This window comes from Williamsia muralis (assembly GCF_002735905.1).
GTDB classification, from domain to species: domain Bacteria; phylum Actinomycetota; class Actinomycetes; order Mycobacteriales; family Mycobacteriaceae; genus Williamsia; species Williamsia muralis_A.
Genome location: NZ_PEBD01000004.1, coordinates 1,066,084 through 1,085,191, shown reverse-complemented (window position 1 = coordinate 1,085,191; position 19,108 = coordinate 1,066,084). Strand labels below are relative to the sequence as shown.

Below are 19,108 nucleotides of genomic sequence, written 5' to 3'. Positions count from 1 at the left end.
CAAAAGGGCACATCATCGGGGGAGGTTGGTGCGCCAGAACTCCGCTGTTCTCGGCCCGGGCCCTGCGGCCTCTGCGACGCGGATGTCGGCCATGAACTGCAGGACCGCAGCGCGCAGGCCGTCCTCGACGCTCGGCCCGTCGGCAAACACCCGGACAGAACGTACGGCGTCCGGAACGAGGTCGTCCGGAAAATCGGCTGCGGCAAGGCGTTCGAGTACCTTCTGCGCCAGCGCGAGGGCCGGCTGACCGGTGGCGATGCCGTCGAGTACCGAACCCCTGGCCTTCTCCGCCGCTTTTCGGGTCTCCCATTCCTCGAGTTGGGTCTGCAGGTCGATCTCGTTCCCGCTGAGCACACCCTGGGTGCGAGCCGAGATCTTTGTGGTGAAAGCCCGTGCCACCTCGTCGATGTCGAACGGGTCATCGGGCCGGTCGGCCGCGATCCGAGCGTGGAACAGCACCTGCAGCAAGATGTCGCCCAATTCCTCGAGCAGGTGGTCGCGGTCGCCGGAGTCGATGGCGTCGAGCAGTTCGTAGGTCTCCTCGACGAGGTACCGGCGCAGCGACTCGTGCGTCTGCTCACGTTCCCACGGCCCGTCGCGGCGCAGTCGGTCCATCAGGTCGACAGCTGCGAGAAGCTCCCAGCCGCTGGGCTGTTCGGTCACGGGCCACCTGCCGTGCCGGCGGCTGCGGGAACGGCCGCACGCATGTTGACCGAGCCCGGGGTACGACCGTCGACAACCAGCAGCAGGTCGGCGACCACCTGCACCAATTCGACGTCGCGGACTCGGTCGCTGCCGATTCCGCCGGTACGTGGGATGGGCAGACCGACCACACCGGTGGCCGCGCGATAGACCACGCTCGGGTAGATGCGTTTGAGCCGAACCTGTTGAGAATCCATGAGTTTGAGCGGCGAGATCTTGATCTGACTGCCGGCCACACCCACCTCCTTGACCCCGAGTTCGCGCGCCAGCATCCGCAACTTGGCCACCGACACCAGCCGTGCGACCTCTTCGGGCAACGGACCGTAACGGTCGACCAGTTCGTCCACCACCCCACCGATCTCCTCGGCAGAGTCCGCGGCGGCGAACTTGCGGTACGCCTCCAGGCGCAACCGGTCCGAATCGACGTAATCGACCGGGATGTGCGCGTCCACCGGCAGATCGATCCGCACCTCGCGGTCTTCTTCGGTCGCGATCGGCCGGCCGTCCGCGGCCGCCCGATAGGCCTCCACCGCCTCGCCGACGAGTCGCACGTAGAGGTCGAACCCGACCCCCGCGACGTGGCCGGACTGTTCGGCACCCAAAACGTTTCCGGCGCCACGCAACTCGAGGTCCTTGAGGGCGACGGCCATGCCGGCGCCCAATTCGTTGTTCTGCGCGATGGTCGACAACCGCTCGTAGGCAGTCTCGGTGAGCGGCTTGTCGCCGTTGTACAGGAAATACGCGTAACCGCGTTCGCGGCTGCGACCGACGCGGCCACGCAACTGGTGTAGCTGCGACAGTCCGAGCACTTCCGCGCGGTCGACGATGAGGGTGTTCGCATTCGAGATGTCGAGACCGGTCTCGATGATGGTGGTACACACCAGGACGTCGTATTCGCGGTCCCAGAAACCCGTGACCGTGCGCTCGAGAAGGTCCTCGCCCATCTGGCCGTGTGCCACCACGACCCTGGCCTCTGGCACCATCTCCTTGATGGACGCCGCGGTCTTGTCGATGGTGCTCACCCGGTTGTGCACGTAGAACACCTGACCATCACGCAGCAACTCACGCCGGATCGCGGCCGCGACCTGCTTCGCCTGATAGGCGCCGACATACGTGAGAACCGGGTGCCGTTCCTCGGGCGGGGTCAGGATGGTCGACATCTCGCGGATACCGGCCATCGACATCTCCAGCGTTCGCGGAATCGGCGTGGCGGACATGGTCAGCACGTCCACGTGTGTACGCAGGGCCTTGATGTGCTCCTTGTGCTCGACGCCGAAGCGCTGCTCTTCGTCGACCACGACCAGGCCGAGGTCCTTCCACCGAACACCAGAGGCCAACAGTCGGTGGGTGCCGACCACGATGTCGATGCTCCCGTCGGCGAGACCGTCGGTGACCTTGCGTGATTCGCGGGTGTCGGTGAAACGGGACAGGCCGGCCACGGTGACCGGGAACCCGGACATGCGTTCGGTGAAAGTCTGCAGATGCTGTTGCGCGAGAATGGTTGTGGGCACCAGCACCGCAACCTGCTTGCCACTCTGCACAGCCTTGAACGCCGCGCGGACGGCGATCTCGGTCTTGCCGTAGCCCACATCGCCGACCACCACACGGTCCATCGGGACTGGCCGCTCCATGTCGCCTTTGACCTCGCCGATCACGGTGAGCTGATCGATGGTCTCGGTGAACCCGAAGGCATCTTCCATCTCACGCTGCCACGGGGTGTCTGGTGCAAACGCGTATCCGGGCGCGGCGTGCCGGGCCGCATACAGCTGCACCAGTTCGCCGGCGATCTCGCGAACAGCCTTGCGCGCCTTGCGTTTGGTGTTCTGCCAGTCCGACCCACCGAGCTTCGAGAGCGAGGGCGCCTCACCGCCGACGTACCGCGACAGCTGATCGAGCGAGTCCATCGGGACGAAGAGTCTGTCACCGGGATGACCACGCTTGCTCGGTGCGTATTCGATGACCAGGTATTCGCGGCGCGCGCCGCCGATCGTACGCTCGATCATCTCGACGAACTTGCCGATGCCGTGCTGATCGTGCACCACCATGTCGCCGGCGTTCAACGCCAGCGGGTCGACCTGGTTGCGTCGCTTGGCCGGAAGTCGCCGCCCGTCCTGGGCGCCGGTCACCCGCGCTCCGGTGAGGTCGGCTTCGGTGGCGACCACCAGGCCCGCATCGGGCAGTACCAGTCCCGAGGTCAGCGCGCCTCGGAGCACCGACACCACGCCGGGCTCGGGAACGGAGCCGGGTTCTGCCAGCCGCGCCGCCACCTCGGCCTCGCCCAGTCGTTCCACCAGGCGCTCGGCTGTTCCGGCGCCGGCCGCGACCACGGCAGCGCGATTCCCGGCGCCGATGTGAAGACGGAGGGAGGCAAAGGTTTTGGTGAGTTCGTCTCGGTCTCCGCGCGGTGCGGGCCCGGGCGTGACCGCGATTTCGGTGCCCATCCCCATCGGACTCAACGTCCACCACGGCCGTTCGGCCTCGACGGTTTGCGTGTGGACCTCGCCGAGTGACCGGTATGCGCTGGCCTCCAGGTGCAGGATGCCTCCCAGGTCGATCGGGGCGTCGGCCCCGCCACCGGCAGCAGTCCACGACGCCTCGAGGAACTCGGCGCCGGTGCGGGCGAGATCCGAGGCGCGGGTACGAACCTTCTCGGGATCCAGGACCAGCACGTGCGTGCCCGCCGGCATCACCTCGGTGAGCAGTTGCATCTGTCCTGGGACAAGTGCGGGGATCAGCGCTTCCATGCCCTCGGTCGCGATCCCGTCGGAGAGCTTGGTGAGCATCTCCACCAGCGGACCGGTCGAACTACGCTCGACATCGTTGCCGGTCCCGGCTATCTCTCCTGCCAGCTCTGCCGCACGAGTCCGGACCCCGGTGGTCAGCAGCAGCTCCCGGCAAGGATGGATGTGCACGACCTTCATGTCCACCTCGGGCTGACTGCGCTGGTCGGCAACCGAGAAGGCCCGCTGCTCGGTGATCTCGTCGCCCCAGAACTCCACGCGCACCGGGTAATCGGTGGTGGTCGGGAACACGTCCAAGATGCCGCCGCGTACCGCGAACTCGCCTCGTTTGCCGACCATGTCGACGCGGGCATAGGCGAGTTCGACCAATTTCTCGATCAGTGCGTCGAAGTCGACCTCCGCTCCCTCACGCAGGGTGATCGCGTCGAGGTCGCCGAGTCCCGGGGCCATCGGCTGCACCAGCGAACGCACGGTGGTGACCACCACGCTCAACGGTGGGCCGTAGCTGCTGTCCTCGGGATGCCGAAGGCGATGCAGCACTCGCAGCCGCTGGCCGACGGTGTCCGCCGACGGGGACAACCGCTCGTGTGGCAGCGTCTCCCACGACGGGAAGTTGCTGACCCTCTTGCCGATCATGTCCCGGAGTTGGGCCGTGAGCTCATCGGCTTCGCGTCCGGTTGCCGCGACGACGAGCACGGGATCCGGGGAGGCCGCGGCCATTGCCGAGATCAGGAACGGCCGGACGGCGGGTGGGCCCACCAGCTCCGATTCCGGGGCTCCCAGTTGGGCCACCACTCCGGTCATGGCCACGTCCGACGCCGCGATCTGCGCCAAACCCGACAGCTGTCCCGTGAAAAATGCAGCAGAGGGCCCAGTCACACGAACAGTTTACGGGTGCGAACAAGGCCCGCCGGGCCGGGACCGTCGTGGCCCTAAACGAAACCCGGGCAACACCCTCGTCGCCGGAGTCCGGGCAGTTACGCTAGGCCGCATGAAAACCCGCTGGTCGGTGGCCAACCTGCCACGTATGGACGGCAAGCGTGTTGTCGTCACCGGTGCCACGAACGGCATCGGATGGGAAACCGCGCGTGGACTGGCGCGTGTCGGAGCCCAGGTGGTGCTGGCGGTACGCGATCTCGATCGCGGCAAGGAGCGTGCCGAGCAGATCGCCGACGAGACCAGCGGCGCGCACACCGAGGTCGTCGAACTCGATGTCGCCGATCTGTCCTCGGTTCGTCGCTGCGCGGACGGTCTCGGACCGCTCGACATCCTCGTCAACAATGCGGGCGTGATGGCGTCGGAGCGGCGTACCACCGTCGACGGGTTCGAGATGGCGCTCGGAACCAACTTCCTCGGACCGTTCGCGCTCACCAACCTCTTGCTGCCCCAGATCGCCGAGCGCGTCGTGGTCGTCGGATCCACGTCGCACAAGACAGGTGAGATCAACCTGGACGATCCACATTTTGAGCGCCGCACCTGGACACGCCCCACGTCGTACTCCCAGTCCAAGTTGGCCGACATGTTGTGGGCTCTCGAACTCGATCGTCGCTTGCGCAAGGCTGGTTCGAGTATCACCACTGCCATCGCCCACCCCGGATGGGCCACCACCGGCATCCTCGGGGTCACCGGGATCGCACCTCTGGACAAAGTGATCGAGGCCGCCGGCGCAGTACTCGCCAACACGCCAGAACAGGGCGCGGCCGTCACGCTGTATGCGATGAATCCCGATGTGCCGTCGGGGGCATATGTCGGACCCGACGGTCGATTCGGCCTGCGCGGCGATCCGGTTCTGGTCGGGCGCACCCCGAAGGCCTGCGACTTCCGGACCGCCGGCCTGCTGTGGGAGTTCGCAGAGCGCGAGACCGGCACGGAGTTCGGTCTGTGAGTGTGTCGATCCGGCCGGCCACCGCGCCGGATTGTGTTGCGGTGGCCGACATCTACCGCCACTACGTCGAGAACACGGTGATCACGTTCGACTACGACTCGCCGTCCGCAGCCGATTGGAAAGCCAAGCGTGCGGATCTGAACGCCCAGCGGATGCCGTTTGTCGTCGCCTCGGACGAGACCGGCGCGGTGGTCGGATTCGCGTACGTGGCGCAGTATCGCGTCAAACAGGCATACGCCTGGACGGTGGAGAACACCATCTATCTCAGCCCCGACCACACCGGGAAGGGCTATGGAACCGCGTTGATGAACGGGCTTCTCGACGCGGTGCGATCAACATCGATCCGACGGATCGTGGCGGTGATCGCCGACGTGCCCGGTACGGGCTCCGTCGCACTGCACACCAAGGCCGGTTTCTACGACGTCGGCAGGTTGCGGCGGATCGGCTACAAACACGGCGCGTGGGTCGATTGCGTGCAGATGCAGCTGGACGTGAACGAATCGGACGGTCCACCTACCTGAACACCCCCAGCGCCGGGATTAAACGGACCGCGGTCCGCGTTGATACTGTCATGTCTGTGTCGCGCATGCCCGCCTTGTTCCTCAGCCACGGTGCGCCGCCGTTGGTGGATGACACCCGGTGGGTCTCCGAACTCCGTGCGTGGTCCGGCGATCTGCCCCGGCCGTCGGCGATCCTGATCGTCTCGGCGCACTGGGAGTCCGCTCCGCTGACCATCGGTTCGACCGACCCCACCGTGCCGCTGACCTACGACTTCGGCGGTTTCCCCGAGCACTACTATCGCGCACGCTACGACGCACCCGGGGCCGTCGACCTCGCCGCCCAGATCGCCGCGCTGATGCCCGACGGACAAGCAGTCCACCACGACACTGACCGCCGACTCGACCACGGCGCCTATGTGCCGCTGACCGTGATGTATCCGGAGGCACAGATCCCGGTCTTGCAGGTCTCGTTGCCGACACTCGACCCCGAGAAGTTGCTCGACCTCGGCCGTCGACTGCGCCCGTTGCGCGACCAGGGCGTCCTCATCATCGGGTCCGGATTCACCACACACGGGCTGCCGTTCCTGCGTGACCCACGCCCCGACGCCCCTGCACCCACCTGGTCGAGGGAGTACGACAGTTGGGCCGCAGAACGATTCGCCGCGGGCGACGTGGAGTCACTGGTGCGTTTTCGGACCGAGGCGCCGGGCATGCCGTACGCCCATCCGACGGTCGAGCACTGGTCGCCGCTGTTCGTGGCACTGGGCGCGAGCGACGACCCGGAGCAGCAGGGTCAGCAGATCATCGACGGATTCTGGATGGGTCTGAGCAAACGTAGCTTGCAGCTGAGCTGACGAGTCGGCAGTAGAAAAGCAGCCTCGGGCTAACCCTTCTCGGTGTAGTCCGGACCGACGAGATGTGGGTCGGATTCCAAGTGGGACAACCCGTTCCAGCAGAGGTTCACCAGGTGGGCGGCCACCACCTCCTTGGACGGCTCACGGACGTCGAGCCACCACTGGGCGGTCACGGTCACCATTCCCACGAGGGCCTGTGCGTACAGGGGCGCCAGTGCCGGGTCACGGTCGCGGCGCTGGAAATCACTGGCCAGAAGATGCTCGACCTGGCTGATGGCGTCGGTCAGCAAGCTCGAGTACTTACCGGTCTCGCCCGCTGTGGGGGTACCGCGCACCAGGATGCGAAACCCCTCGGTCCGGTCTTCCATATAAGTCAGCAAGGCCAAGGCGACCTGCTGTATCCGGAACCTCGACCGGTTCTGGGTGAGCGAGGAGGTGATCATCCCCAACAAGGTTTCCATCTCGCGGTCAACCACCACGGCGTAAAGCCCCTCTTTGCCGCCGAAATGTTCGTACACAACAGGTTTGGAGACGCCTGCGCGCTGAGCGATCTCCTCGACAGAGGTCGAGTCGAAACCGCGTTCGGCGAACAGTCCACGGGCCACCTCGATCAGCTGGTGGCGCCGCTGTGTTCCCGTCATGCGGGCTCGCGGAGCGCGTTGCACCTTCTCTTCGTGTGGGGCGGGACGGTCGACGGTCACCTCGGTCCCTCCTGTTGCTTGCCGGGCGTGCGCGTGCCCCACTATAAGCCGATGGGGCTAGAGCAGTTCCAGCTCCGCCAGCGCCGCGACAGCCACATCGGCTGTCTGCCACAGCGCCCAGATGTCGGCTTCGGTCGCCTCGACCGCACCCGGATTCTGCAGCGCCAGGCCGTTACCGAACGTCAGCACGTTGTAACCGACGTCGGCCGCCCTCAACAACAGTTCGCTGGCCACACCCGCCCCCGCCAGTCGATCGAGGCCTTCGCCGACGAAGTAGAAGCGGAACAGGGGCCCGAGGTCCGCAGCCGGACCGTAGGCGGCTCGGGTCTCGGTGACGATCGACTCCGCATGGATCGCGATGGTGTCGACGATGGTGAAGAAGTCTCTCGCCTGCGCGACAGTGGTCTGCGCATCAGCGACGGCGTAGGCGAGGTCCACGGTCAGGTGCGCGTTGTAACCGGCCATCGCCGTCCGGGGGGGCGACTCACCGCACTGCCGCGTGAGGTCGAAGTAATGCCGCCACTGAGCGGGTACGACGGTACCGGTGAACTCTGCGTGCACCGCGTCGAGAAACCGGTTGAGCAACGCCAGGCTGATGACCGGAGCCCACCGCGGATGCTCGAACGAATCCTTGTTGTGCTGTAGTGGCGTGACGGCGTCGCGCTCGACACTGAAGAGGCCCAGAGCAAACAGTCCACGCCGGTCGCCCTGCTCTACCAAGACATTCGTGATCACCTCGAGGTCGGCGATTGCCCCGTCGAGTCGCGCCAGCGGGGTCGAACCCTCCTGCTCTGTGGTGTCGGACCTGTCGATGATCGTGTGCATCTGACTGTCCGACAACGTCTTTCCACATGCTTGCGCGGCGACAGCCGACGCCGTTCCGGCACCTAACGGCACAACCAGCGTTGTGAAGGCGACCACTGCAGCGACAGAACCGGCAATTCGTCTCATCATGGCTAGATATGTGCCCCGTTCCCCTCGGGCCAAACACGTACGGGCCGATCGCGACCGACGATGTTGCTCCGCCACCAGGACTCGAACCTAGAATGCCTGAACCAAAATCAGGAGTGTTGCCGATTACACCATGGCGGATTGCGCTCACGATTGTGCCACGCGTCCGGACCCCGAGCGCAACAGGTCCGGACTGCGCACGGCTCAGTCCTTGGGGCCGCCTGCGACGTAGATCACCTGTCCGGACACGAAACCGGCACCTTCGCTGACGAAGAACGAGGCCGTGTGGGCGATGTCATCGGGCACACCGGTCCGCGCGACCGGGATCTGCGAAGCAGCGGCCTTCTTGAAGTCCTCGAAGGGAACGCCGACGCGTTCGGCCGTCGCAGCGGTCATCTCGGTCTCGATGAATCCGGGGGCGATGGCATTGGCGGTGACGCCGAACTTGCCCAGCTCGATGGCCAGGGTCTTGGTGAAGCCCTGCATGCCCGCCTTGGCTGCCGAGTAGTTGACCTGGCCACGGTTGCCCTGCGCCGAGGTGCTCGAGAGGTTCACGATCCGGCCGAACTTGGCGCCGACCATGTGCTGCTGGACCGCACGCGACATCAGGAAAGCTCCGCGCAAGTGCACGTTCATGACCGCGTCCCAGTCCGAGACGGGCATCTTGAAGAGCAGGTTGTCGCGGGTGATGCCGGCGTTGTTGATCAGGACGGTCGGGGCACCGAGTTCGCTCGCGACACGCTCGACCGCGGCGGCCACCGAGTCCTCGTCGGAGACATCGGCGCCCACGGCAAGCGCCTTGCCGCCGGCGTCGGTGATCGCCTTCACGGTGTCGGCACAACTGCCCTCGTCGAGGTCCAGCACTGCCACCGCCAGGCCGTCGGACGCCAGACGCTTGGCCACCGCCGCGCCGATGCCGCGGGCCGCTCCGGTCACGATCGCCGTTCTCTGTTCGCTCACAAACAACTCCTTGTCGAAGAAACCTGATTCGTCCACCCGGCCGGCCCGAACCATCACTGCGCTGCCCGGTCGATACTCCCCCAGTTGTATCAAGACCCCCCCGAAGGTGCGTAGGATCGGGCCGTTCCCCCGCTTCCAACCGCATGGGAGTTCTATGTCCGCGGCCCCCGCATCCGCGCCTTCGTCGTCCGGACCGACCGCAGTTCTGGTTCTCGCCGCAGGCGCAGGCACCCGGATGAAGTCCGCGACCCCAAAAGTCCTGCACACCATCGCCGGCAGCACGCTGCTGTCCCACGCGCTGCACGCAGCAGACGACATCAACCCCGACCACCTGGTGGTCGTCGTCGGACACGACCGCACCCGGGTCGAGACCGCGTGTTCGGAGATCGCCGCCACGTTGGGCCGCGAAGTGGTGACAGCAGTGCAGGCGCAGCAGAACGGCACCGGTGACGCCGTGCGCGCCGGACTGTCGGCGCTGCCCGACGGCTTCGACGGCACCGTGCTGGTGACCGCGGCGGACGTCCCCCTGCTCGACGGATCGACACTTCAAGCGCTGATCAGCGACCACACCGCATCGCCTCGCGCCGCGGTGACGGTGCTCACGTCCACCGCCGAAGACCCCACCGGGTACGGCCGGGTTCTGCGCACCCAGGACGGAGCGGTCACCGCGATCGTCGAACAGAAGGACGCCACCGAGCAGCAGCGGGAGATCACCGAGGTCAACTCGGGCGTCTACGCCTTCGACGCGCAGACCCTGATGGGGGCACTGGCCGAGTTGTCGCCCGACAACGCCCAGCACGAGCTGTACCTCACCGATGTCATCGAAATCGCCAACCGGCACTCGAAAGTGGTGCGCTCCAAGCATATCGACGACGCCGCCCTGGTCGCCGGCTGCAACGACCGGCTGCAACTGTCCACCCTGGGCGCCGAACTCAATCGCCGGGTCCTCGCCCGCCACATGCTGGCCGGCGTCACGATCATCGATCCGGGCACCACCTGGATCGACGTCGATGTGACGATCGAGCCCGACGTCACCATCGCGCCCGGTACTCAACTGCTCGGAACCACCGACGTCGCGACAGGGGCGCAGATCGGGCCCGACAGCACTCTTGCGAACGTCACCGTGGGTGCCCGCGCCTCGATCATCCGAACCCACGCGACCGATGCGGTGGTGGGCGCCGACACCCAGGTCGGCCCCTTCGCCTACCTGCGACCCGGCAGCGTGCTGGGCGATCGCGGCAAGATCGGGACCTTCGTCGAGACCAAGAACGCCGACATCGGGCCCGGCGCCAAGGTGCCGCACCTGACCTATGTGGGCGACGCCACCATCGGCGAGGGCACCAACATCGGCGCCTCGAGCGTCTTCGTGAACTACGACGGCGTGAACAAGAACCGGACCGTCGTCGGTGCTCATTGCCGCACCGGGTCCGACACGATGTTCGTCGCACCGGTCAACGTCGGTGATGGCGCCTACACCGGAGCGGGTACCGTCTTGACGCAGGATGTGCCCGCGGGCGCCTTGGCGATCTCCGGTGGCAAACAACGAAACATCGACGGTTGGGTGCAAGCCAAACGGCCCGGCACGCCCGCAGCCCGGGCGGCTGCCGACGCACTCACCGTCGCCGATCACGTGCAACAAGAAAGTGAAGATCAGTGACCTGGACCACCACCGACAACCAGAAGAGCCTCATGCTGTTCTCTGGTCGTGCACATCCCGAGCTGGCCGACGCGGTCGCCCGGGAACTCGACATCAAGGTCACCCCGCAAACCGCCAGAGACTTCGCCAACGGTGAGATTTTCGTGCGTTTCGAGGAGTCGGTCCGTGGCTCGGATGCTTTTGTGCTCCAGAGCTGCCCGTATCCCCTGAACAAGCACCTGATGGAACAGCTGATCATGATCGACGCCCTCAAGCGTGGGTCGGCCAAGCGCATCACCGCCATCCTGCCGTTCTACCCGTATGCACGCCAGGACAAGAAACATCGTGGCCGCGAACCCATTTCGGCTCGCCTGGTTGCCGATCTGCTGAAGACCGCGGGCGCCGACCGCATCATCACCGTCGACCTGCACACCGACCAGATCCAGGGGTTCTTCGACGGACCGGTCGACCACATGCACGCGCAGGGTCAGCTGTCGGAGTACGTCAAGAACAAGTACGGCACCAAACACATCACCGTGGTCTCCCCCGACTCCGGACGCGTCCGCGTCGCCGAGAAGTGGGCCGACTCGCTCGACGGTGCCCCGCTGGCCTTCATCCACAAGACACGCGACCCCCTGGTGCCCAACCAGGTGAAGTCCAACCGTGTGGTCGGTGACGTCTCGGGACGCACCTGCGTGCTGATCGACGACATGATCGACACCGGCGGCACCATCGCCGGCGCAGTCCAGGTCCTCAAGGACGCCGGCGCAGGCGACGTGATCATCGCGACCACACACGGCGTCTTCTCCGACCCTGCTGCCGAGCGACTCGCCAACTGCGGAGCCCGTGAGGTCATCGCCACCGACACGTTGCCGATCGGACCGGAAAAGCAGTTCGACAGCCTCACCGTGCTGTCGATCGCGCCACTGCTGGGCCGCACCATCCGTGAAGTGTTCGAAAACGGTTCGGTGACAAGCCTGTTCAACGGAAGCGCATAGGCACGCCGGTGGCGACCATCTACCACAACCCCAAGTGCTCGACGTCGCGCAAGGCATTGCAGCGTATGCGCGACGGCGGGGTCGAGCCGACGATCGTCAAATATCTGGAGACACCGCCGAGCCGTGTCGCCCTGGAGAAGATGATCGCCGACGCCGGCATCGAGGTCCGTCAGGCAGTTCGCAAGCGCGAGTCCCTGTACACCGAGCTCGATCTCGCCGACGCGACCGACGACGAATTGCTCGACGCGATGGCTACCAATCCGATCCTCATCGAGCGGCCGTTCGTGGTGACCGACAAGGGCACACGACTCGCGCGTCCGGTCGAATCGATCGACGACATCCTCTGAGAAGAGGGCGGGCCGCCTAACCGCCGAACGGCGCGATGGCGGTCAGGGTGGGCTTCGGTAGCGGTCGCTGCACACGCGGCACTGCGATGGCGGCCAGGCCGCGAAGTACGCCCTTTGTCATGTCGAAGAAGTCGAAGTAGTCGCGCCAGACCGTGATCAGGCCATCCTCGATCTCGAATCGGCCACAGACCCAGAACTGCATCGAGAACCTGCCGAAGGTGAGTTCGTCGATGCGTTCGGTCAGCACCACGGGGCCGTCGGTGGTGACGTTGATGAACTGCACGCCGAAGCCCGCGCGAGGGTTCTCCATCACCCTGAGGACTTTGGCCACGCGGGACTTGCCGCGGATCGTCGAGACGCCCACGTTGGTGTAGTCGATGTCGGGGTGAACCAGCTCCATGGCGGCGTCGAGGTCGCCGAGGGCGAGCAGTTCGAGGAATGACCGGGCGATCTCCGCCTCAGATCTGTCGGTCTCTGTGTCGAAATCGTCTGTCATACCGGCGACGCTACCCGCCGGTGCCGCGGCGTGGTCGCCGAAGTCGGCGAGCCGGTCACAGCGCCGCCCATCAGCGCGAATCGGAGCCAGGGCACGGGTGCGGTATAGTCTGACCCGTTGTCTCGGCGAGGGTGATCTCGATTGTCACCGTGATCGGCGCGGCGTGGTTCTCCCCTTCGGGTGCACTGTGGCTGTCTGTCGATGTTGTCGTGACCCACAGACCCACCACCCGTAACACCGAGGAGAACACCCATCATGGCCACTGCCAATCAGGCCAGCAATCTGAGCGTTTCGATCCGCACCGAGAGCGGCAAGGGCGCAGCCCGTCGCACCCGTCGCGCAGGCAACGTGCCCGCCGTCCTCTACGGCCACGGCACCGAGCCCAGGCACCTCACCATCCCGGCCCGCGAGTTCGCCGCGATCTTGCGTAACAACGGTCTCAATGCCGTCATCGACCTCGACATCGAGGGCGAGACCCAGCTGGCACTGACCAAGCAGGTCGACGTGCACCCGATCCGCAATTACATCGAGCACGCCGACCTCGTCGTGATCAACCGCGGCGAGAAGGTCACCGTCGAGGTCGCGATCGTTGTCGAGGGCGACGCCGCCCCCGGCAACCTGGTCACCCAGGACGCCAGCGTCATCGAGATCGAGGCCGACGTGCTGTCGATCCCCGAGCAGATCGTCGTGTCGGTGGAAGGCAAGGAAGCCGGATACTCGATCAGCGCTGCCGAGCTCGACCTGCCCGAGGGCGTCACCCTGATCTCCGATTCCGAGACGCTGATCATCGCCGTCAACGAGGCACAGAAAGCCGAGACCGAATCGGACGCCGATGCTTCAGAGCCGGCAGAGACGACCGGTGAAACGGCCGACGAGGGCGACTCCGCCGGCGAGTAGATCAACGCCGCAAGGATTCCGCCGTCTCCGGCCCGCGCACTTCGGTGTCGCGGGCCGGAGTCGTCTGCGGCGTCGGCCTCGACGAGGCGCCTGCCGACGTTCCCACTAGCTTGATGGTCACTCCCGCCGCGCTGACCACGACGCCGGCCACCTCCCACACCCCGAGCTGGTCGCCGAACATGGGCCAGGCGATCACCATGGTGGTGGGCGGCACGAGCAGCAGCAGGGTGCTCAGGTGCATCGGTCCGGCCTCCCGATTGACCCACAGGTAGGCACCCCAGCCGCCGAACGTCGCAAAGAGAACGGCCCAGCCCAGCGACCACGCGAAGTCGAACGTCATCGGCGGAATCACGTCCCCGACAGCAACATTCACGGCCCAGAAGATGACGGCACCCACGACGCACTGCACCGCCAGCGCGGCTGCCATCGGCTCGGGTGGCCGCAGTCGCCGCTCGGTGAGTGTGGCCGCGACCAGGGCGAGCATCCCGAACGTGCACAGCAGGTAAGCCCACCAGGGAACGCCGCCGCCGTGCATCTTGCCCCCGACCACAAGTCCGACACCCACGATGCCGACGGCCAGGCCGAGCCACTCACGGGCTCCTATCCGCTGACCGAGCACGGGAACCGCACACGCCGCCACCACCAACGGCTGCAGTGAACAGATCAATGCGGTGATGCCGGGACTCAGCCCCGCGCCCACCGAGGCGCTGATCGCCCCCAGGTACAGACCCTGCATCACGATCGCCAGGCCCACCTGTCGCATCACGCCTGCGCGGGTGATGCGCAGACGCCTCACCACACAGAAGCCGATCAGCAGGATGGCAGCCACCGCGAACCGGCAGCTGAGCAGCATGTGCCAGGAGGAGTAGCGGGCGGCGAGCTCTGCTCCGAGATAACCCGAGCTCCACGTGAGCACCAGAACCGTCGAGGCTTTGATCATGACGACAGGTAAACACACCGGTCGGTATACTTGCAGTGTACCGAGCCACCGACGAGGAGATCCATGACCGTTCCCGCTGTCCTCGACGTACCGACCGAGGCGCCCATGACCCCCGCAGCAGAGCGAATCCTCGACGCCGCGGGGACCTTGTTCTACACCCACGGCATCCGAGCGGTCGGCGTCGACTCGATCGCCGAAGCCGCCGGCACCACCAAGAAGACGATCTACGACCGGTTCGGATCCAAGGACGGGCTGATCGTCGCGTATCTACATCGCCGAAGTCTGCGTTGGCGCAGCCTCGTGCTCGACTTCATCCGCCCCCTTCCGGTCGGCCGCGCACAGGCCCTGGCCGTCTTCGACGCCACCGACGAATGGATGGCGTCGTGGGTACGCGGCTGCGGTTTTATCAATGCGTACGCCGAGCTCGGCGGAACCGACCATCCGGGTGTCGAGATCATCGTCGAAGAGAAGGCTTGGGTGCGTGACCTGTTCGCGCACACCTGTACCGCAGCCGGCTATCCCGAGCCCGAGTTCCTCGCCGGGCAGCTGACGCTCCTGCATGAGGGCAGCATCGTCGCCCGGACCGCGGGAGCACAGGACGATGCGTCACGGGTTGCGAAGCTGACCGCGCAGATACTGCTGGACGTCCCGGTGGGCGAACCGTCGTGATGGGCGCGGGTGACAGAATGAGCGCGTGACCGAGAGCATCGTGATTGTCGGCCTGGGCAATCCGGGCTCCCGCTACGAGAAGACCCGCCACAACGTCGGGACGATGGCGGTACAGCACCTGGCCCACAAGCTCGGCGAAAAGTTCAAGGTGCACAAGAAGTCCGGGGCCCAGATCGCGGTCGGACGGTTGGCAGGCAGTCCCGTTGTCCTGGCCGTCCCGACGTGCTTCATGAACGAATCAGGCCGCCAGGTCGGGCCGTTGGCGGCGTTCTATTCCGCAGGTCCGCAGTTCTCGGGACCACACACACTCGTGGTGGTCCACGACGAATTGGACATCGACTTCGGTGCTGTCCGCCTCAAGCAGGGTGGCGGCGAAGGTGGCCACAACGGCCTTCGCTCCATCTCGCAGGCCGTTGGCAGCAAGGACTACCTCCGGGTCCGGCTCGGAGTGGGCCGACCACCCGGTCGTCAGGATCCCGCCGACTTCGTCCTCAAGCCCTTCTCGACGTCCGAACGCACCGAGGTGCCACTGCTGCTGGAGAACGCGTCCGACGCGATCGAATTGCTGATCTCGAACACTCTGGAAGACGCTCAGAACCGCGTGCACGCGTGGTGAGCTGACAACCGCGCCGTCGCGCCGGAGAAGCTCGATTTGTGAGGTGGCACTCGCTAGCCTGTTACAAGCTTCGCCGGCCGACCGATACATCGAAGAAGCCGCAATGAAAAGAGGAACGCATGCCAGTCATCGCTGACAAATCGGGGATCAACAACGTCGGGATTCTCGGCATCGGCGCCTATCGGCCGGATCGCGTGGTCACCAACGCAGAGATCTGCGAGAAGATCGACTCCAGCGATGAATGGATCTACACCCGCACCGGCATCAAGACCCGGCGGTTCTGCGGGCCGGACGAGAACGTCACCACGATGGCCATCGATTCCGGACGCAAGGCCATCGCCAATGCGCTGCTGAGCGGTTCGGACATCGACGCCGTCATCGTCGCCACCAACACCCACCTGCTGCTCACCCCCGGTGCCGGCACCGCAGTCGCCACCGCGCTCGGCGCCAACGGCGTGCCCGCTTTCGACGTCACCGTCGGATGCGCCGGATTCGGCTACGCGATGGGTATCGGCGCCGACATGATCCGCGGAGGCAGTGCCACCAACGTTCTTGTCATCGGATCCGAGCAGCTGTCGATCGCGCTCGACATGACCGATCGCGGCAACTGCTTCATCTTCGGTGACGGCGCCGGTGCCGTTGTCCTCGGAGCCACCGAAACCCAGGGCGTCGGCCCGGTCATCTGGGGCAGTGACGGTTCGCAGTACGACGCGATCCGCCAGGACATCGACTGGCTCGAGTTCATCGAAGGCGACCGCAAACAGCGCCCCTACCTGCGAATGGAGGGCACCAGCGTGTTCCGCTGGGCGGCATTCGAGATGGGCAAGGCAGCTCAGCGGGCACTGGACGCCGCAAAGATCGACGCGCAGGAACTCGACGTCTTCGTCCCGCACCAGGCGAACGCACGAATCAACGACCTGCTGGCCCGCGGCCTCAAACTCCGCGACGACGCTGTTGTCGCCGGCGACATCGAGACCACCGGCAACACCTCTGCCGCCTCGATCCCGCTGGCCATGGAGGACGTGCTGTCCAACGGCAAGGCCAAACCGGGCGATACCGCACTGCTGCTCGGTTATGGCGCCGGCCTCAGCTACGCCGCGCAGGTGGTCACCCTCCCGCCGGTCCCCTTCGAGTAGCACCTCCACCGACCGGGCCGAAAACGCCGTTCAACGTGCCCTTACTTGCGTTGACCGGGCCGAAAACGCCGTTCATCGTGCCCCAACTTGCGTTGACCGGGCCGAAAACGCCGTTCAACGTGCCCCAACTTGCGTTGACCGGGCCGAAAACGCCGTTGACCGGGCGTTGGACCGCGTTGATCGGGCCACTGCGCGCGTAAACCCGGGCCTTTGGGCACGGTCGACGCCTGTTTCGGCACGGTCGACGGCTGTATCGGCACGGTCGACGGCTGTATCGGCACGGTCGACGGCTGTATCGGCACGGTCGACGGAGTTATCGGCACGGTCGACGGGCGGCGATTGGTACCCGAACGCGCTGGTCTGTAGCCTTTTCTGAGTGAGTTCCGACCCGACCGCTACACCTGCCGAAACCCCTACCGCCAACAAGGCCGTGGTGGCCCGCGAGGTGGCCCGCCGTCGCACATTCGCGATCATCTCGCACCCGGACGCCGGTAAGTCGACGATGACCGAGGCGCTGGCCCTGCATGCGCGGATGATCAGCGAAGCGGGCGCCATCCACGGCAAAGCCGGCAGGCGCTCGACCGTGTCGGACTGGATGGAGATGGAAAAGGCTCGCGGAATCTCCGTGAGCTCGACCGCATTGCAGTTCAACTACCGACTCGACAAGACAGGTGGCGGTGTCGACGAGGTCAATGTGATCAACCTCGTCGACACGCCCGGTCACGCCGATTTCTCCGAGGACACCTACCGGGTGCTCACGGCCGTCGATGCCGCCGTGATGCTCATCGATGCGGCCAAGGGACTCGAGCCGCAGACTCTGAAGCTGTTCCAGGTGTGTCGCCACCGCGGCATTCCCATCATCACCATCGTCAACAAGTGGGACCGGCCGGGACGCACTCCGCTGGAGCTGATCGACGAGATCAGCGACCGCATCGGTCTGACCCCCACCCCTCTGTACTTCCCTGTCGGCATCGCCGGAGACTTCCGCGGATTGCTCGACCGGCGGACCGGCAAGTACATCCACTTCACACGCACCGCCGGTGGCGCGACGATCGCACCCGAAGAGCTCGTCGAACCCGAGGACGCCCTCGCTCGCGAGGAGGACGACTGGACCACGGCAGTCGAGGAGAGCGAGTTGCTCTCGGAGATGGGGCAGGACCACGACCAGGAGAGGTTCCTGGCCGGCCAGACGTCGCCGATGATCTTCGCCTCGGCTGTGCTCAACTTCGGTGTGCGCCAGCTACTTCAGGCCCTGATCGAGTTGGCGCCGCCCCCCACAGGCCGTGAGGCGATCGACCACACGGTCCGCGAGGTCGTCGACCCGTTCAGCGCCGTGGTCTTCAAGGTGCAGGCGGGCATGGATTCGTCGCATCGAGATCGACTGGCGTACATGCGTATTGTCTCGGGAGAGTTCGAGCGGGGCATGGTGGTCACCCACGCTCAGACCGGAAAACCGTTTGCCACGAAGTACGCCCAAGCCGTGTTCGGCCGAGACCGCTCGACGGTGGACACCGCTTACCCCGGTGACGTGGTGGGTTTGGTCAACGCCATGGCGCTGGCCCCCGGCGACACCCTGTACTCGGGTCCGAAAGTTCAATTCCCGCCCATCCCCTCCTTCGCCCCCGAACACTTCTCGGTGTGCCGTGCCGAATCGGCAGGCAAGTACAAGCAGTTCCGCAAGGCCATCGACCAACTCGATTCCGAAGGTGTTGTGCAGGTGCTGCGCAACGATATTCGCGGCGATGCCTCCCCGGTGCTCGCCGCTGTCGGTCCGATGCAGTTCGAGGTCGTGACGGCCCGGATGAAGACCGAGTTCGGGGTTGAGACGAGCTTCCAGGGCCTGCCTTACCAGTTGGCCCGTCGAACCGACGCCGAGAGTGTGGACGAACTGAACCGGCAGCGAGGGGTGGAGGTGTTCACCCGCAGTGACGGGGCACTGCTGGCACTTGTCAGCGACAAGTGGCGGCTGCAGTACATCGAGAAGGAACACGGCGACCTGACTCTGGAACCCCTGGTGGCGGCGGCAGATTGATGCGGTCACGGTTCCACCGGGTCGCGATGGCGGTCGTCGCATGCGCT

At 65.7% G+C, this 19,108-nt stretch carries 19 protein-coding genes and 1 tRNA gene; 12 read left to right on the top strand and 8 right to left on the bottom strand.

Annotated elements, in window-relative coordinates; genetic code table 11:
- Positions 1–12 precede the first annotated feature (12 nt).
- Both CSW57_RS05775 and mfd read right to left on the bottom strand, forming a co-directional pair.
- Entirely contained in the window at positions 13–663 is a 651-nt protein-coding gene (locus CSW57_RS05775; protein WP_370623914.1) for a MazG family protein, read from the bottom strand.
- Positions 660–4,247 (bottom strand): transcription-repair coupling factor, encoded by a 3,588-nt coding sequence (gene mfd, locus CSW57_RS05770; RefSeq protein WP_099382093.1) that lies wholly within the window; start codon positions 4,245–4,247, stop codon positions 660–662. The genes CSW57_RS05775 and mfd overlap by 4 nt, the downstream gene beginning before the upstream one ends.
- A gap of 187 nt (positions 4,248–4,434) precedes the next feature.
- Between mfd and CSW57_RS05765 the strand changes: the two genes are divergently transcribed.
- The 3 genes from CSW57_RS05765 to CSW57_RS05755 are packed head-to-tail and all read left to right on the top strand — an operon-like array spanning position 4,435 to position 6,682.
- Positions 4,435–5,328: an oxidoreductase gene (locus tag CSW57_RS05765; RefSeq protein WP_099381794.1), complete on the top strand. Its 894-nt coding sequence runs from the start codon at positions 4,435–4,437 to the stop codon at positions 5,326–5,328.
- Entirely contained in the window at positions 5,325–5,849 is a 525-nt protein-coding gene (locus CSW57_RS05760; protein WP_099381793.1) for a GNAT family N-acetyltransferase, read from the top strand. Before CSW57_RS05765 ends, CSW57_RS05760 begins: the two co-directional genes overlap by 4 nt.
- Positions 5,850–5,899: 50 nt before the next feature.
- A complete protein-coding gene (locus CSW57_RS05755; RefSeq protein WP_099381792.1) occupies positions 5,900–6,682 on the top strand; it encodes a dioxygenase family protein in 783 nt (260 codons plus the stop codon).
- A gap of 29 nt (positions 6,683–6,711) precedes the next feature.
- On the opposite strand, the gene CSW57_RS05750 is transcribed toward CSW57_RS05755, so the two are convergent.
- From CSW57_RS05750 to CSW57_RS05735, 4 genes are all read right to left on the bottom strand, one after another.
- The gene (locus CSW57_RS05750; RefSeq protein ID WP_370623913.1) at positions 6,712–7,383 is read right to left on the bottom strand and encodes a TetR family transcriptional regulator; all 672 of its coding nucleotides are present in this window, start codon (positions 7,381–7,383) and stop codon (positions 6,712–6,714) included.
- A 57-nt stretch (positions 7,384–7,440) separates the two neighbouring features.
- Positions 7,441–8,337 (bottom strand): DUF5995 family protein, encoded by an 897-nt coding sequence (locus tag CSW57_RS05745; RefSeq protein ID WP_223249055.1) that lies wholly within the window; start codon positions 8,335–8,337, stop codon positions 7,441–7,443.
- 66 nt (positions 8,338–8,403) lie between these two features.
- Positions 8,404–8,475, bottom strand: a tRNA-Gln gene (locus CSW57_RS05740).
- 63 nt (positions 8,476–8,538) lie between these two features.
- Positions 8,539–9,348, bottom strand: a complete 810-nt coding sequence (locus CSW57_RS05735; protein ID WP_099381791.1) for an SDR family oxidoreductase — start codon at positions 9,346–9,348, stop codon at positions 8,539–8,541.
- Positions 9,349–9,448: 100 nt separating this feature from the next.
- On the opposite strand from CSW57_RS05735, the gene glmU reads away from it, so the two are divergent.
- From glmU to arsC, 3 genes are read left to right on the top strand one after another with little or no spacing between them, the layout of a single operon-like run.
- The gene (gene glmU / locus CSW57_RS05730) at positions 9,449–10,951 is read left to right on the top strand and encodes a bifunctional UDP-N-acetylglucosamine diphosphorylase/glucosamine-1-phosphate N-acetyltransferase GlmU (protein ID WP_099381790.1); all 1,503 of its coding nucleotides are present in this window, start codon (positions 9,449–9,451) and stop codon (positions 10,949–10,951) included.
- On the top strand, positions 10,948–11,928 hold the full coding sequence (locus tag CSW57_RS05725; RefSeq protein WP_023962927.1) for a ribose-phosphate diphosphokinase: 981 nt from the start codon (positions 10,948–10,950) through the stop codon (positions 11,926–11,928). Before glmU ends, CSW57_RS05725 begins: the two co-directional genes overlap by 4 nt.
- An 8-nt stretch (positions 11,929–11,936) precedes the next feature.
- Positions 11,937–12,275 carry an arsenate reductase (glutaredoxin) gene (arsC, locus tag CSW57_RS05720; RefSeq protein WP_062800567.1) on the top strand — a complete coding sequence of 113 codons (339 nt, stop codon included), beginning with the start codon at positions 11,937–11,939 and terminating at the stop codon, positions 12,273–12,275.
- A gap of 16 nt (positions 12,276–12,291) precedes the next feature.
- On the opposite strand, the gene CSW57_RS05715 is transcribed toward arsC, so the two are convergent.
- Positions 12,292–12,771: a limonene-1,2-epoxide hydrolase family protein gene (locus CSW57_RS05715; RefSeq protein WP_099381789.1), complete on the bottom strand. Its 480-nt coding sequence runs from the start codon at positions 12,769–12,771 to the stop codon at positions 12,292–12,294.
- Between the two features lie 255 nt (positions 12,772–13,026).
- Here CSW57_RS05715 and CSW57_RS05710 point away from each other — a divergent pair, with 255 nt between their 5' ends.
- Positions 13,027–13,668 carry a 50S ribosomal protein L25/general stress protein Ctc gene (locus tag CSW57_RS05710; protein ID WP_099381788.1) on the top strand — a complete coding sequence of 214 codons (642 nt, stop codon included), beginning with the start codon at positions 13,027–13,029 and terminating at the stop codon, positions 13,666–13,668.
- 1 nt (position 13,669) lies between these two features.
- On the opposite strand, the gene CSW57_RS05705 is transcribed toward CSW57_RS05710, so the two are convergent.
- Entirely contained in the window at positions 13,670–14,608 is a 939-nt protein-coding gene (locus CSW57_RS05705) for a DMT family transporter (RefSeq protein WP_099381787.1), read from the bottom strand.
- 63 nt (positions 14,609–14,671) lie between these two features.
- Here CSW57_RS05705 and CSW57_RS05700 point away from each other — a divergent pair, with 63 nt between their 5' ends.
- The 5 genes from CSW57_RS05700 (at position 14,672) to CSW57_RS05685 (ending at position 19,061) form a co-directional block, all read left to right on the top strand.
- Positions 14,672–15,277 (top strand): TetR/AcrR family transcriptional regulator, encoded by a 606-nt coding sequence (locus tag CSW57_RS05700; RefSeq protein WP_099381786.1) that lies wholly within the window; start codon positions 14,672–14,674, stop codon positions 15,275–15,277.
- 25 nt (positions 15,278–15,302) lie between these two features.
- Positions 15,303–15,893 carry an aminoacyl-tRNA hydrolase gene (pth, locus tag CSW57_RS05695; RefSeq protein ID WP_099381785.1) on the top strand — a complete coding sequence of 197 codons (591 nt, stop codon included), beginning with the start codon at positions 15,303–15,305 and terminating at the stop codon, positions 15,891–15,893.
- A 119-nt stretch (positions 15,894–16,012) separates the two neighbouring features.
- Positions 16,013–17,029, top strand: a complete 1,017-nt coding sequence (locus CSW57_RS05690) for a beta-ketoacyl-ACP synthase III (RefSeq protein ID WP_099381784.1) — start codon at positions 16,013–16,015, stop codon at positions 17,027–17,029.
- 210 nt (positions 17,030–17,239) lie between these two features.
- Positions 17,240–17,395 (top strand): hypothetical protein, encoded by a 156-nt coding sequence (locus tag CSW57_RS24415; RefSeq protein WP_189339135.1) that lies wholly within the window; start codon positions 17,240–17,242, stop codon positions 17,393–17,395.
- Between the two features lie 64 nt (positions 17,396–17,459).
- Entirely contained in the window at positions 17,460–19,061 is a 1,602-nt protein-coding gene (locus CSW57_RS05685) for a peptide chain release factor 3 (RefSeq protein ID WP_099382090.1), read from the top strand.
- The last annotated feature ends 47 nt before the right edge of the window (positions 19,062–19,108 follow it).